Source organism: Serratia sp. B501 (assembly GCF_051172315.1).
GTDB classification, from domain to species: Bacteria; Pseudomonadota; Gammaproteobacteria; order Enterobacterales; family Enterobacteriaceae; genus Serratia; species Serratia ureilytica.
The window spans coordinates 510,176-523,478 of record NZ_JBPIZB010000003.1; the positions used below are offsets into that span (position 1 = coordinate 510,176).

13 protein-coding genes are annotated in these 13,303 nt (G+C 60.9%); 1 reads left to right on the forward strand and 12 read right to left on the reverse strand.

All coding sequences use genetic code 11. From position 1 onward, the window contains the following. Positions 1-42: 42 nt before the first annotated feature. From sixA to ACSBQV_RS12995, 4 genes are all read right to left on the reverse strand, one after another. The gene (gene sixA, locus ACSBQV_RS12980) at positions 43-525 is read right to left on the reverse strand and encodes a phosphohistidine phosphatase SixA (RefSeq protein WP_004936230.1); all 483 of its coding nucleotides are present in this window, start codon (positions 523-525) and stop codon (positions 43-45) included. A 389-nt stretch (positions 526-914) separates the two neighbouring features. Beyond that, on the reverse strand, positions 915-3,080 hold the full coding sequence (gene fadJ, locus ACSBQV_RS12985) for a fatty acid oxidation complex subunit alpha FadJ (RefSeq protein WP_060660418.1): 2,166 nt from the start codon (positions 3,078-3,080) through the stop codon (positions 915-917). After that, entirely contained in the window at positions 3,080-4,390 is a 1,311-nt protein-coding gene (gene fadI, locus ACSBQV_RS12990) for an acetyl-CoA C-acyltransferase FadI (protein ID WP_099782548.1), read from the reverse strand. Before fadI ends, fadJ begins: the two co-directional genes overlap by 1 nt. Positions 4,391-4,586: 196 nt before the next feature. After that, positions 4,587-4,883 carry a YfcZ/YiiS family protein gene (locus tag ACSBQV_RS12995; RefSeq protein ID WP_072145088.1) on the reverse strand — a complete coding sequence of 99 codons (297 nt, stop codon included), beginning with the start codon at positions 4,881-4,883 and terminating at the stop codon, positions 4,587-4,589. A gap of 405 nt (positions 4,884-5,288) precedes the next feature. On the opposite strand from ACSBQV_RS12995, the gene fadL reads away from it, so the two are divergent. Next, positions 5,289-6,629, forward strand: a complete 1,341-nt coding sequence (fadL, locus tag ACSBQV_RS13000; RefSeq protein ID WP_042785124.1) for a long-chain fatty acid transporter FadL — start codon at positions 5,289-5,291, stop codon at positions 6,627-6,629. Positions 6,630-6,746: 117 nt separating this feature from the next. Here the strand turns inward: fadL and mlaA are convergent, their stop codons facing one another. Genes mlaA through ACSBQV_RS13040 form a run of 8 tightly spaced genes read right to left on the reverse strand, consistent with a single transcriptional unit; the run spans position 6,747 to position 13,188 of the window. After that, the gene (mlaA, locus tag ACSBQV_RS13005) at positions 6,747-7,505 is read right to left on the reverse strand and encodes a phospholipid-binding lipoprotein MlaA (protein ID WP_033643913.1); all 759 of its coding nucleotides are present in this window, start codon (positions 7,503-7,505) and stop codon (positions 6,747-6,749) included. A gap of 28 nt (positions 7,506-7,533) precedes the next feature. Beyond that, positions 7,534-8,748: a c-type cytochrome biogenesis protein CcmI gene (gene ccmI / locus ACSBQV_RS13010; RefSeq protein WP_033651975.1), complete on the reverse strand. Its 1,215-nt coding sequence runs from the start codon at positions 8,746-8,748 to the stop codon at positions 7,534-7,536. Then, positions 8,748-9,215, reverse strand: a complete 468-nt coding sequence (locus ACSBQV_RS13015; protein WP_033643915.1) for a cytochrome c-type biogenesis protein — start codon at positions 9,213-9,215, stop codon at positions 8,748-8,750. Before ACSBQV_RS13015 ends, ccmI begins: the two co-directional genes overlap by 1 nt. After that, positions 9,212-9,763 (reverse strand): DsbE family thiol:disulfide interchange protein, encoded by a 552-nt coding sequence (locus tag ACSBQV_RS13020; protein WP_033643916.1) that lies wholly within the window; start codon positions 9,761-9,763, stop codon positions 9,212-9,214. Before ACSBQV_RS13020 ends, ACSBQV_RS13015 begins: the two co-directional genes overlap by 4 nt. After that, a complete protein-coding gene (locus tag ACSBQV_RS13025; RefSeq protein WP_033643917.1) occupies positions 9,760-11,730 on the reverse strand; it encodes a heme lyase CcmF/NrfE family subunit in 1,971 nt (656 codons plus the stop codon). Before ACSBQV_RS13025 ends, ACSBQV_RS13020 begins: the two co-directional genes overlap by 4 nt. Then, complete coding sequence (gene ccmE, locus ACSBQV_RS13030; protein ID WP_004936264.1) at positions 11,727-12,221, reverse strand: cytochrome c maturation protein CcmE; 495 nt, start codon at positions 12,219-12,221, stop codon at positions 11,727-11,729. The genes ACSBQV_RS13025 and ccmE overlap by 4 nt, the downstream gene beginning before the upstream one ends. After that, positions 12,218-12,454 (reverse strand): heme exporter protein CcmD, encoded by a 237-nt coding sequence (gene ccmD / locus ACSBQV_RS13035; protein WP_033651976.1) that lies wholly within the window; start codon positions 12,452-12,454, stop codon positions 12,218-12,220. The genes ccmE and ccmD overlap by 4 nt, the downstream gene beginning before the upstream one ends. Beyond that, on the reverse strand, positions 12,451-13,188 hold the full coding sequence (locus ACSBQV_RS13040) for a heme ABC transporter permease (protein WP_042785127.1): 738 nt from the start codon (positions 13,186-13,188) through the stop codon (positions 12,451-12,453). The genes ccmD and ACSBQV_RS13040 overlap by 4 nt, the downstream gene beginning before the upstream one ends. Between the last annotated feature and the right edge of the window lie 115 nt (positions 13,189-13,303).

Consider the following 13,303-nt stretch of genomic DNA (forward strand, 5'->3'; position numbering starts at 1 on the left):
GTCAGACATCGCCCTGAGTTTATTCCGCACCGCATCCGCGGCTCACACTTTGGCCATCACCTGCGACGGGCTGACCTGCCATTCAAATTTGCCGTAGCTGCCGTCCGCCGGCAGATCGACGTTGGCGATCGCCGAGGTCGCGAACATCGGCGGGCACTCGCCCGGACACAGTTCCGCCACCAGATACCCCACCAGCGGCAGGTGCGACACGATCAGCACCGAGCTCACCCCTTGCATCGCCAGCGCCTGAAGATAGCTGCCGACTTGTTCGGCGTTCCCGCCCGGCGTCAGTTCGGGCAGCACTTCTTCGCCCTCCGGCAGCGTCAAGGCTTCACGCACCGTCGCCAGCGTCTGTTCGGCCCGCAGATAGGGGCTGACCAGCACGCGTTCAATATCCACAGACTTGGTGTTCAACCAGGCCGCCATCTGACGGGACTCGTCGCGGCCGCACAGGGTAAGGGGCCTTACCGCATCGCTGGCTGCCTCGAGCGCCGCCTCTCCGTGACGCATAATCAAAACTTGCATATTGCACCGCTGTTGTTGACAAAGTAACGCTATACAGAAACGCCGTGCGTGCTGTACCGCCGAGTTTTACAACCCCAAAGCCAAAGCTTTAAAACGATAACGCGCCGTCTCTTTATGGCGGCCGGGCATTTTGCCTGAAAGTTTGCGTAAAGAAAATGCTGTTTTTTACAGCAATCCTCCCCGAGCAAACCTCGATTGCTCATAGAACAATCAATTCAACGGGTTAAATTTTAACCTTTTCGCCATGAAAATTATTGATGGCGCTCAAGCTAACTTACCGCTGCCGCAGCCTTGCTGTACAGCCTCACGGGCTGACGCTGTCGCAAGGAGTGATGGCGATCACAACGCGGCCCTGTTGCAACTATAGTGCAAATCGGGCCGCCCTGCGTTCAACTCCCCAGCGGGTAAAAACGTTCGCCCTGCTGCGCCATGCGCTGCAGGCGCTCGCACGGTGCGAAGTGCTCGCCGTGCTGCTGACGCAGGTAGTCCAGCGTCTTCACCACTTTCTCGGCGCCGAGTTCATCCATATAGCGGAACGGGCCGCCAAGGAACGGCGGGAAACCGATGCCGAATACCGCACCGATGTCGCCGTCGCGCGCGCTGCGGATCACGCCTTCATCCAGGCAGCGCGCCGCTTCGTTCAGCATCATCATCACGCAGCGCTGGGCAATGGTCGCCGGCAGCATGTGCGCCTTCGGCGTGACGCCGAGCAACGTATACAATGAGGTGTCCGCGCGCTTACGCCGCTGACGCTGCTGCCCCTCGCTCGGGTAAAGATAGAAGCCGCGGCCGTTCTTGCGCCCTTTGCGCCCGTCCTTCAGCACCGCATCGAACGCGGCAGGCGCGGCGAAGCGCGGCCCCAGCGCCTCGACCAGCACAGGAATGATCTTGGTGCCGACGTCGATGCCCACTTCGTCCAACAGGGTGATGGGGCCGACCGGGAAGCCGAAGTCCACCAGCGCTTTGTCCAGCGATTCAATGGGCTCGCCTTCCAGCAGGCAGCGCGCCGCTTCGTTGATGTACGGCGCCAGGATGCGGTTGACATAAAAACCGGCGCTGTCGCCCACCACGATGGCGGTCTTGCCCTGCTTGTGCGCCAGCGCCACGGTGGTCGCGATAGTCTCTTCGCTTGTGCCGGCGTGCGGGATCACTTCCACCAGCGGCATTTTGTCCACCGGGCTGAAGTAGTGCAGACCGATCACCTGCTGCGGCCGCTGGGCCTGTTCGGCGATTTGACCGATAGGCAGCGAGGAAGTATTGGAGGCGAACACGGTATGCGGCGCGCAGTTCGCTTCGACCTCGGCCACCATCTTCTGCTTCAGCGCCAGATCCTCAAACACCGCCTCGACCACGATGTCCACCTGCTCGAATCCGGTGTAATCGGTAGAGCCGGAGATCAACATCATCTGCTTTTGCCGCTCCGCCGGGCGCATGCGCTTGCTGCGCACCCGCTTGCCGAGCACGTCCCAACTGTATTTCAGCGCATGATTGATGCCAGTTTCATTGATGTCTTTGATGCGAACCGGCAAACCGCCGCGCGTGGCGGTGACGCAGGCGATGCCGCCCCCCATCAGGCCGCCGCCGAGAATGCCGACGCGATGCAAGGCGCGCGGCTGAGCATCGCCGCCCCGCTCTTTTTTCAGCGCGGTGGAAGCGAAGAACAGGCTGCGCAACGCCGCCGATTGCGGCGTCATCGCCAGCTCGCCAAAGGCGCGCGCTTCGGCTTCATAGCCGCTGGCGCTGCCGTGATCCAGCCCGGTGCGCACCACCTGAATGATGCGCTCCGCCGCCGGGTAGTTGCCGTGCGTTTTCGCCAACGTTTTCTTGCGCACGATGCTGAACAGCAGATTTCTGCCCAGCGGGCCGTTGAGCAGACGATCCTGCCACGGCAGCTCGCGCTGATGCTTCCAGCCCTGTTTCACCCGCTCGATGGCGGTCTGCAGCAAAATCGATTGCGGCACGGCGTCGTCCACCAGCCCCATGCGCAACGCCTGGCGGGCGCGAATGTGCTTGCCGGTCAGGATCATGTCCAGCGCCTTGGCGGCGCCTATCAGGCGCGGCAGGCGCTGAGTGCCACCGGAGCCCGGCAGCAGGCCCAGCTGCACTTCCGGCAGACCGAGCGCGGTTTTGTCATCCAGCGAACAGACGCGGCCGTGGCAGGCCAGCGCCAATTCCAGCCCGCCGCCAAGGCAGGCGCCGTGGATGGCCGCCACCACAGGTACCGGGAAGGCGGCGATCTGCGCCAGCGTGCTCTGCCCTTTCTTGGCCAGCGTTTCCGCCTCTTTGGCGCTGGTGCAGGCGGCGATCATGGTGATATCGGCGCCGGCGATAAACGAGTCCGGCTTGCCGGAAACGATCACCAGCCCTTCCAGCGCAGTATGCTGCTGCGCGCGGATCAGCACGTCGTTAACCTGTTCGACGAACTCGGCCTTGAGCGTATTGACCTTGTCGCCCGGCACGTCGATGGTGATCACCCCGATGTTGTCGGGGCGGATCGTCAGTTGAAAGGCCGACGGTTTGGCGCGCTGCTCGTGCAATGCGTTTTCGACGCTCATCATTCCACCTCCACGATCATCGCGGCCCCTAACCCGCCGGCGGCGCAGGCGGTGGTCAGGCCCAGCCCGCCGCCACGGCGTTTCAGCTCACGCAGCGTCTGGGTAATCATGCGCGCGCCGGTGGCGGCGAACGGGTGACCATAGGCGATAGAACCGCCCAATACGTTGAATTTGTCCACGTCCACTTCGCCGATTGCCTGGCTGCGGCCAAGCTTCTCGCGGGCGAACGCTTCGCTGGCGAACATCTTCAGGTTGGCCAGCGTTTGCGCGGCGAAGGCTTCATGCATGTCGATGAGCGTCAGATCGGCCAGGCCGATGCCGGCGCGATCCAGCGCCAGCGGCGTGGCGTAGGAGGGCCCCAGCAGCATGTCTTCCCACACGTCGATGGCGGCGAAGGCGAAACTGCGCAGATAGCCGAGCGGCTGCAGCCCCAGCGCTTTGGCGCGCGATTCGCTCATCATCAGTACCGCCGCCGCGCCGTCGGTCAATGGCGTGCTGTTGGCCGCAGTGACGCTGCCGTGTTTGCGATCGAACGCCGGTTTCAGCTTGGCGTAGGAAGCCAGGCTGGAGTCTTTGCGGATATTGTTGTCTTCAGAAAGCTGAGCGCGGTAAGGCGGCACGTAGGCGGTCATGACCTCGTCGCGCAGCCACCCCTCCCGCCAGGCCTTGGCCGCCAGCTCATGGGAACGATGCGCCAGCGCATCTTGCGCTTCACGGGTGATGCCGTGGCTTTTCGCCATCTGTTCGGCGGTATCGCCCATGCGCAGGCCGGTGGAATACTCCGCCACCGCCGGCGGCACCGGCATCAGATCGCGGAATTTCAGCCGGCTGAACAATTTGAGGCGCTGCGACAGCGTGCGCGCCTTGTTGACGTCCACCAACGTGCGCGCCAGCGCCTTGCTGACGCCTATCGGCAAGACGGAAGAAGAGTCCGCCCCGCCGGCGATGCCGACGCTGATGCTGCCGGCCATGATGCTCTCCGCCACGTTGGCGATCGCCTGGAAACTGGTGGCGCAGGCGCGCGACACGCTGTAGGCGTCGGTATGGACGCTCATGCCAGTGCCAAGCACGATCTCACGCGCGATGTTCGGCGCTTCGGGCATTTGCACCACCTGGCCGAACACCAGTTGTTCGATCAGTTGCGGCTCGATACCGCTGCGCGCCAACAGCTCGCTCACCGCCGTTTTCCCTAAATCCACCGCCGGAATGCCGTGATAGGCGGTCGCCTGTTTGGCAAAGGGGGTACGCAGTCCATTCACAATCGCAATGCGGTCACCATGACGGGTCACCAACGGCAGTGCCTTACTCATAAATGCTCCTGAAGAAAATAACGTCAGCGCAATGGGCAGAAAGAGGTCTGACCTGATGAGGTCATTGTTAACCAAACGGTTACATTTGGCAAACCGGCAGAGATCAAAACTGCGAGCAGGCGCACTTTCTATCGGGAACGAGGCAGGGAAGGAAATCCCCGGCGCGCAGCAGGCGGCGCCGGGGGTAAAGCGGGGATTAACGCAGGCCGAGCTGGAAGATCAGGGTTTCCGCCTGGCAGGCGAAGGTAAAATCGGCTTCCAATTGTACGCCGCCGTCAACCGGTTTAATGCTACTGCTGATGTCACAGGGATCGGATTCGACCGCGCGCGCCTTTTCGCTCAGGGCCGCCAGCATCGCCTCCGCATCTTGTTGATTGCTGAACACCTGGCTGTAGGATGCGGTGCAATCGGTGTTATCCATCACGGTGCCGACATCCACGCAGCAACACGCGGCGGTTTCCTGGGCGCTGCATTTATTAATTGCATCTGACATGGTTGGTTCTCCTCAAGGGCCTCTGTTATCAGCCCAAATTGCCGTTTTATTCACCGGCGCAAAGCCACAAAATTCTGTGGGTATTTTACGCTCCCAAGCCGGCAATCACTAGCACTTACTTTTACTGGGTGTTTTAAGTGATGGAAATCACAAATAAAAATGAGCGCCTGCTAAGAAATGGTAAGAATTTTGTTATTTACCACTGTCTTTTTGTTAAGCAGATCTCTTTTTTGATATCAGAGTGGAAATATTTCAAAAACAAACTTGCAACATTTTCACAGGTCAGACCTATACTTCAGCCACTGGTCTGATTTGTCTGAACGATAACGGACCCTACAATCCCGCGCTCCTTGTTACTTCGTGTAACAATAGTTTAAATAATAAACACATAATGAGGTTTTGGTCATGAGCCAGAAAAACCTATTGACTAAATCAGCTCTCGCAGCTGCAGTGGCAATTATTTCTTCAAACGTGTCTGCCGCAGGATTCCAGCTGAATGAGTTCTCATCAGCTGGTTTAGGACGTTCGTATTCTGGCGAAGGCGCCATGGCGGATACGGCGGCCTCCGCAAGCCGCAACCCGGCGTTGCTGATGATGTATACCCGCCCGGAACTCTCTTTCGGCGCAGTCTTCATCGATCCGGACGTCGATATTTCCGGTACCTCGCCTTCCCGCGCCAGTCTGGATGCGAAAAACATCGCGCCGACCGCCTGGGTGCCGAACCTGCATTATGTTCACCCGATTAACGATCAATTCGCCGTAGGCGGCTCGGTCACCAGCAACTTCGGTTTGGCGACCGAATTCAATAACGGTTACACCGCAGGCGCTTACGGCGGTAAAACCGATCTGGAAACCCTGAACCTGAACCTGAGCGGCGCCTATCGTCTGGACCAACACTTCAGCTTTGGCCTGGGCTTTGACGCCGTCTACGCCAAGGCTAAACTCGAGCGTTACGCCGGTGAATTGCCTAAGCTATTGGCTGCTCAAGGCTTACAAACCGGTAGATTAACGCAGCAGCAAGCCGGAATGATCGCTCAAATCCCTGGCGATACCCAGATTTCTCACCTGAAAGGCGATAAATGGGGCTTCGGCTGGAACGCCGGTATTCTCTACGAAGTGGATGAAAACAACCGTTACGGCTTCACCTATCGCTCTGAAGTGAAAATCAAGTTCGACGGCGATTACAAGAGCAGCCTGCCGGCACAGTACAACCCAATTACCCAGGCGCTGGGCGTTGGTTTACCGTGGGGCACCAGCGGTAGCACCATTCCAGGTTCTCTGGATCTGAACCTGCCGGAAATGTGGGAGCTGTCCGGTTACAACAAAGTGGCGCCGCAGTGGGCCGTTCACTACAGCCTGGCTTATACCAGTTGGAGCCAGTTCCAGGAGCTGAGAGCCACCGGCAACAACGGCCAGACGCTGTTCGAGAAGCATGAAGGCTTCCGCGATGCCTACCGTATCGCATTGGGCACCACCTACTTCTACGACGACAACTGGACCTTCCGTACCGGTATCGCCTTCGATGACAGCCCGGTGCCTGCCCAAAACCGTTCGATTTCCATTCCCGATCAGGATCGTTTCTGGCTGAGTGCCGGTACTACCTATGCGTTCAACAAAGACGCCTCGGTTGACGTCGGCGTGTCCTACATGCACGGCCAGAAAGTCACCATCAATGAAGGTCCTTACACCTTCAACTCGGTGGGTAAAGCCTGGCTGTACGGCGCCAACTTCAACTACCGCTTCTAATCTCGCCTGAGATGGATGCCAAAGCGCCCCGCGGGGCGCTTTTTCTTTGCCTGTCGCTCGCAGCGGGCGTAAAAAAACCCGCCAGACGGCGGGTTTTCATGGGCATAAGGCCGGCGGTTACTGCGAGTCGATCTCGTCCAGATCGCCCTGAATCGCCTTGGCGTTCGGGTTCTCTTCCGGCTTGAGCGAACCGCCGTTGGCGATGAAGTCGTGGCGCTGGAAGTAAGCTTCGCGCACCATGACATAAGGATCGGAGGAGTTGCGCAGCAGGCCGTCGGAATCCAGCAGTTGAGCGCGAGTTTCGATACCCTCGACCACCCATTTGCCCGCCGACATCCAGAAAGTCAGGTAGCTCAGCATCGGATACAGCGTATCCGCAAAGTCGCCGCCGTCTTCACGCAGGGTAAAGCTGCCGTAGCCCGGCAGCATCACGTACGGACCGTAGCCCACATCGTAATGCCCCAACGTGCTGCCGAAACGGTTCGGCTCTTCGCGCGCCAGTTTCGGGTTGGCCATGCCGGCCACGTCGATCAGGCCGCCCATCCCGAGCAGGGTGTTCAGGAAGAAACGGTTGAAGTGGATCATCCCGCGGTAAGGATCGCCCTTCAGGAAGGCGTTGACCATGCTGGCCGGCTCTTCCAGGTTAGAGGTGAAGTTGCTGATGCCGTTACGCGCCGGCATCGGCACGTAGTCACGCCAGGCCACCGCGACCGGACGCAGGATATAAGGATCCAGGACGTTGTAGTTGAAGTCGAACATCGTCCGGTTAAATCCTTCCAGAGGATCGGAACGCCCTTGCGGCTCATTGTCTGGCGCGCTGGCACAGCCCACCAGTAATGCCGCTGCGAATGCCACCCCAGTCAGGCGAAAGTTCATATTTTTCTCCATAAAAACACGTTCGGTCTTATTTTTCAGGGACCTGCTTGTTTATCTGAACGCTAACCTGCTCTTTGCCGCTGAATGTCTGCAGCGAGCTTTCGCCGAACCAGTCCCCCGGCTGCGGCGTGGCCAATCCGTCCTGTGAGAGGCGCACACGCACCTGCACCTGATGCTGTGCCGAGAGTAGACGCTCGGGCATCATGGCGTTGCTGTCGTCCAGAGAGAAAGACAGCGGAAAACGGCTCAACGGCAATTGTTTTACCGCGACCGGCACCGGGCTGACGCCGTCGGTCACCGAGATAACCAGCGTCCCCTGCGGCGGCATGGCTTTCGCCGCCTGCGGTGACAGTGAAACAGTCACATTCAGTTTAACAGTTTCTCCGCCGGCCTGGGCTTTTGCTTGTGCAATACTGCGCTTTATCACTTCCGCGCGCGGATCGTTAGCCGGCAGCAGCTGCAGCATCACTTGCCAGGCGCCGATCGCCTGTTTGAAATCGCCCTGTTCGAAAGCGTTGAACGCCAACAGGCTGAGCACCCGCGGATCGCTGTGATTTTCCGCGATCATGCGCCGCAACAGCTGCGTCGCCTGCTTGTTATCCTCCGGATCGTTGGATCGCGTCAAGACCTCGGCATAGCCGAGCCGCACTTCCAGACTATTCGGATCCAATTGATAGGCATGAGCAAATGCCTGCGTGGCGGTGGTGGCGTTGTTCAACGCCATGCCGACGCGCCCCAGCATCATCCAGTCATTGATATTGCGATCGTCCTGCTGTAGCTCGGTGCGCAGCCCCAGCCCGAGGCGAGCGATCTCTTCCATGCTCAGCGGTTTGGCGCGCTCATTGGCGACGCGCTCACGCAATTCCGGCATTTGCGCCTGCACCAGACGCCAATCCAGCACCTGCGCCAACCCGCCGGTTTTCAGATAAAAGCCAACGGTCACCGCCAGCAATAACAGCACGCCCGGCACTAACGCCCAACGGTTGATCGGTTTCGCCTGCTCTGCCTGTTCGACGGGGATGTCGTTCAACAGGTTCTGTTGCAGCTCTTTAACCAGCTCCGGGCGCTCGGCCACCACGCCCTGCTGCTCGTCCTGCTCCAGTTCGCTGAGGCGATCCTGATAGAACGCCTTGTTCAGCGCATCGCGCGTAGCGGCGCTCTGCTTGCCGTGGCGCATCGCCGGCACCACCAGCAACGCGGCGGCGCCGGCCAGCAACACGCAAATAATCAGCCAAAAAGCCATTAGGGTTTCTTCCTGTCAGTCTCTTGCAACAACGCCGCCAGGCGCTGCCGTTCCCGTTCGGAGAATTCATCGTCCACCGCCGCGTCGGGCCGGCGACGGGTGCGCAGGATCACCACCGCCCCGCCTATCAGCACGAACAGCAGCGGGCCGATCCACAAGATCAGCGTCGCCGGCGTTACCGGCGGTTCGTAGGTGACGAAATTGCCATAACGCGCCACCATGTAATCGATGATCTGCTGCTTGCTTTGCCCCTGCATCATCAGCTCGTACACCTTGGTGCGCATGTCTGCGGCGATAATGGCGTTGGAATCGGCAATGCTGTTGTTCTGGCATTTCGGGCAGCGCAGCTGTTCGGTCAACTCGCGATACTGTTGCTCCTGCTCAACGGAGTTGAAGCGATAGGTATCGATCGCCGCAGCGGCGCTCCAGCTCAGCAATGCGGCGAACAGCAGGGCAATCAGCCTCATGCCTCACCCCCGTACTTTCTATACAGCGGCAGCACTTCCTGCTGCCAGACGCGCTCGTTCATGTCGCCGGCATGGCGATAGCGAATGATCCCCTGTCCGTCGATAAGGAAGGTCTCAGGCGCGCCGTACACCCCGAGATCCAATCCCAGCATGCCGTCGCCGTCGTACAGGCTGAGCGCATAGGGATTGCCGAGGGAATTAAGCCAGGTCACCGCCTTGGCGCGATCGTCTTTATAGTTCAGGCCGACCACCCGCACGCCGCGCGCCGCCAGCGTATTGAGATACTGGTGTTCCGCGCGGCAGGTCGGGCACCAGGTCGCCCAGACGTTGAGCAATATCGGCTTGCCGTCGCGCAGCACCGCCTGATCGTAGGTTTTGCCCGGCTGATCCAACGATTCCAGCCTGAAGGTCGGCACCGGTTTGCCGATCAGCGCCGACTCCAGCATGGTCGGATCTTCGCCGCCGGCGTTGCGCGTCAGTTGCACCATCAGGGCCGCCACCAGCAGCAGGAAGAGCACCAACGGGATAAACAGCAGCTTACGCTTCATGATTGCGCCTCCAGCTTGCCTTCACGCTTGAGCTTTTTGCTCATGCGATAACGCGGATCGAGAATGCACAGCAGGCCGCCGAGCGCCATAAAGACGCCGCCGAACCAGATCCAGCGCACGAAGGGTTTGTAATACAGGCGCACCGCCCAGGATCCGTCTTCCAGCTCCTCGCCCAGCGCTGCGTACAGATCGCGGCTGAACCCGCCGTCGATCGCCGCCTCGGTCATCATGCTGCGCGCCACGCTGTAGTAGCGTTTCTCCGCGTGCAGCGTCGCCTCCGGCTTGCCGTTGCGCGTGACGTCGATGATGCCGACGCCGCCGCTGTAGTTCGGGCCGCGAATGTCGTGCACGTCGCGGAACACGAAGTGATAGTTGTGGATATCCACGCTGTCGCCGGCCTTCATCCGTACGTCGCGCTCCACGCTGTAGTTCTGGCTGAAGGCGATGCCGATCACCGTCACCGCCACGCCGAGGTGGCCGAGCACCATGCCCCAGTGGCTGCGGGACAGCTGCCGCAGGCCGCGCCAGAAACCGTGACGATGGGTGGCGCGCTCATGCAGCTCCATCAGCGTCAGGATGATCACCCACAGCGCCATAATCAGGCCCACCACCGTCATGCCGGCGATGCTGTCCTGCAACAGCCACGGCAGCAGAATCGACAGCACCAGCGTCACCAGCAGCGCCACGCCGAGGCGGCGCCACAGCTTGCCCGGCTCATCGCGGCGCCAGCGCACCAGCGGCCCGATGCCCAACAGCAGCGCCAGCGGCGCCATCAGCCAGGTGAACATGGTGTTGAAGAACGGCTCGCCGATCGAAATGCTGCCCAGCCCCAACTGTTTGTGCACCAACGGCAGCAGCGTGCCCAACAGCACCACCAGCATGGCGGCGATCAGCAGCACGTTGTTGCCCAGCAGGAAGGTCTCGCGCGAGAAGGTCTCGTGCTGCACCCGGCTGCGCACCTGGCCGCCCTTGACCGCGTACAGCAGCAGCGAACCGCCGATGACGATCACCAGATAGGCGAGAATAAACATGCCGCGCGCCGGATCGGAGGCGAAGGAGTGCACCGAGACCAGCACGCCGGAGCGCACCAGGAAGGTGCCCAGCAGGCACAGCGAGAAAGCGGTGATCGCCAGCAACACCGTCCAGGCTTTGAACGTGCCGCGTTTCTCGGTCACCGCCAGCGAATGCATCAGCGCGGTGCCGGCCAGCCACGGCATAAAGGAAGCGTTCTCAACCGGATCCCAGAACCACCAACCGCCCCAGCCCAGCTCATAGTAGGCCCAGGCCGATCCGAGCACGATGCCCAGCGTGAGGAACACCCAGGCGGCGGTGGTCCACGGGCGCGACCAGCGCGCCCAGGCGGTGTCGAGCCGGCCGGCCATCAGCGAGGCGATGGCGAACGCGAAGGCGACCGAGAAGCCGACATAGCCCATGTACAGCAGCGGCGGGTGGAAGATCAGGCCGATATCCTGCAGCAGCGGGTTGAGATCGCTGCCGTCGATCGGGAAGTTAGGCAGCGTGCGGGTGAACGGGTTGGAGGTCATGATGATGAACAGCAGGAAGCCGGCGGTGATCATGCCCATCACCGACAACACCCGCGCCACCGCGTCCTGTGGCATCGCCCGGCTGCACAACGCCACCGCCAGCGACCAGCAGCTCAGCAGCAGCACCCACAGCAGCAACGAACCTTCGTGCGCCCCCCAGGTGGCGGCGATGCGGTAATACACCGGCAGTTGGGTATTGGAGTTGGTGGCCACGTAGGCGACGGTAAAGTCATTGACCACGAAGGCATGCACCAGGCACAGGAACGCCAGCGCAATCGCGGCGAACATGCCGTAGGTCAGCGGGCGGGCCACCGCCATCATGCGGCTGTCCTGCCGCGCCGCGCCCCACTGCGGGTAAATGCTCAGCAACAGCGCGATCGCCAGCGCCAGGCACAGCAGAAAACTGCCCAGTTCCGGCATCATGACTTGGCGCCCTCCGCCTGCGGCGCGTTATACGCTTCCGCCGGCCCTTTGTGATTCTCTTTCATCGCGTCGGCCACTTCCGGCGGGGTGTATTTCTCGTCGTGCTTGGCCAGCACTTCGCGCGCGTTGACCACGTTGCCCTCGCCCAGCACGCCCTGCGCCACCACGCCCTGCCCTTCGCGGAACAGGTCCGGCAGAATGCCGGTGTAGGTCACGCCGATCGCGCCGCGCGCATCGTAAATCTTGAAGCTGACCTGCAGCGTATTGGGATCGCGTTTCACCGAGCCGGGCATCACCATGCCGCCGATGCGCAGCCGCTGGCCGACCTCGGGCTTCTCATGGTTTTCGCCCTTACCCTGCAGGATTTCACCCGGGGTGTAGAACAGATCGATGTTGGAGCGCAGCGCGTACAGCATCAGGGTTGCGGTCAGCGCGATGCCGATCAGCACAACGATCGCCAGATAAAGGCGGCTTTTACGACGTGGATTCACAATGATTTCTCCCGCGGTGCGGCGGATTTTTGTTTTGATTGTTGCGCATGGCGAATGCGCCGCTCGCGCGCCTGACGGCGGCCGATCTCGGCGAGCAATAGCCGTCGCTGCCAGACGGTGTGCGCCACCAGCCCCAACAGCGAAATCAGCGTGACGGCGACCGCCAGCCAGACATAGAAGGCATAACCGCCCATGGCGAAAAACGCCGGCCAGGAATCGAACGCGGCATTCATGACTGACGCTCCTTATTCACCAGCCCGGCAACCCACGGGCGCTGGCGCTCCTGGAACAGGATAAGATTGCGCAGGCGCATCAGCGTCAGCGTGATGAACAACAGCAGATAGCCGAGGATCGCCCAGCGCAGCGGGGTGCGCATGCTTGGCGCGATGGATTGCTGCATGTTGGTCGAGCCCTGATGCAGCGTATTCCACCATTCGACGGAGAAATGGATGATCGGAATGTTCACCACGCCCACCAGCACCAGAATGCCGGCGGCCCGGCCCGCCAGGCGACGGTCTTCAAAAGCGTTATACAGCGCGATGACACCCATATAGAGGAACAGCAGCACCAGCTCGGAGGTCAGCCGCGCGTCCCATACCCACCAGGTGCCCCACATCGGCTTGCCCCAGGCGGAGCCGGTCACCAGCGCGATAAAGGTGAACACCGCGCCGATCGGCGCCATCGCCGCCACCACGGTATCGGACATTTTCATCTGCCACACCAGGCCGATAAACGCCGCCACCGCCATCGAGGCGTAGATGCCCATCGACCACATGGCCGCCGGCACATGAATATAAATGATGCGGAAGCTGTCGCCCTGCTGATAATCCTTCGGCGCGAAGCCAAAGCCCCATGCCCAGCCGAGCAGCAGGCAGGCCGCCGCCGCCAGCCCCAGCCAGGGGATAAAGCGGCCGCAGACGTGATACAGCCGTTCGGGCCGCGCCAGTTGATGTAACCATTTCCACATTGTCGTCAGTGCTCACGGTAATTTTTATGCGTCGGCCGCTCCGAGCGTTCGAAACGGCGAAAATCTTCTGCGGGGTACGCTCTTGTCGGCCTTGCCCCGTCTGTTCATTCAATAC

Excerpts from the sequence above, each read along its gene's own strand:
- ccmD (WP_033651976.1), bottom strand. The coding sequence starts at position 12,454 with ATGAATGCCGCGTTCGATTCCTGGCCGGCGTTTTTCGCCATGGGCGGT.
- fadJ (WP_060660418.1), bottom strand. The coding sequence starts at position 3,080 with ATGAGCGTCGAAAACGCATTGCACGAGCAGCGCGCCAAACCGTCGGCC.
- fadI (WP_099782548.1), bottom strand. The coding sequence starts at position 4,390 with ATGAGTAAGGCACTGCCGTTGGTGACCCGTCATGGTGACCGCATTGCG.
- mlaA (WP_033643913.1), bottom strand. The coding sequence starts at position 7,505 with ATGAACTTTCGCCTGACTGGGGTGGCATTCGCAGCGGCATTACTGGTG.
- ACSBQV_RS13020 (WP_033643916.1), bottom strand. The coding sequence starts at position 9,763 with ATGAAGCGTAAGCTGCTGTTTATCCCGTTGGTGCTCTTCCTGCTGCTG.
- ccmI (WP_033651975.1), bottom strand. The coding sequence starts at position 8,748 with ATGGCTTTTTGGCTGATTATTTGCGTGTTGCTGGCCGGCGCCGCCGCG.
- sixA (WP_004936230.1), bottom strand. The coding sequence starts at position 525 with ATGCAAGTTTTGATTATGCGTCACGGAGAGGCGGCGCTCGAGGCAGCC.
- ACSBQV_RS13025 (WP_033643917.1), bottom strand. The coding sequence starts at position 11,730 with ATGATGCCGGAACTGGGCAGTTTTCTGCTGTGCCTGGCGCTGGCGATC.
- ACSBQV_RS13040 (WP_042785127.1), bottom strand. The coding sequence starts at position 13,188 with ATGTGGAAATGGTTACATCAACTGGCGCGGCCCGAACGGCTGTATCAC.
- fadL (WP_042785124.1), top strand. The coding sequence starts at position 5,289 with ATGAGCCAGAAAAACCTATTGACTAAATCAGCTCTCGCAGCTGCAGTG.
- ACSBQV_RS12995 (WP_072145088.1), bottom strand. The coding sequence starts at position 4,883 with ATGTCAGATGCAATTAATAAATGCAGCGCCCAGGAAACCGCCGCGTGT.
- ACSBQV_RS13015 (WP_033643915.1), bottom strand. The coding sequence starts at position 9,215 with ATGAGGCTGATTGCCCTGCTGTTCGCCGCATTGCTGAGCTGGAGCGCC.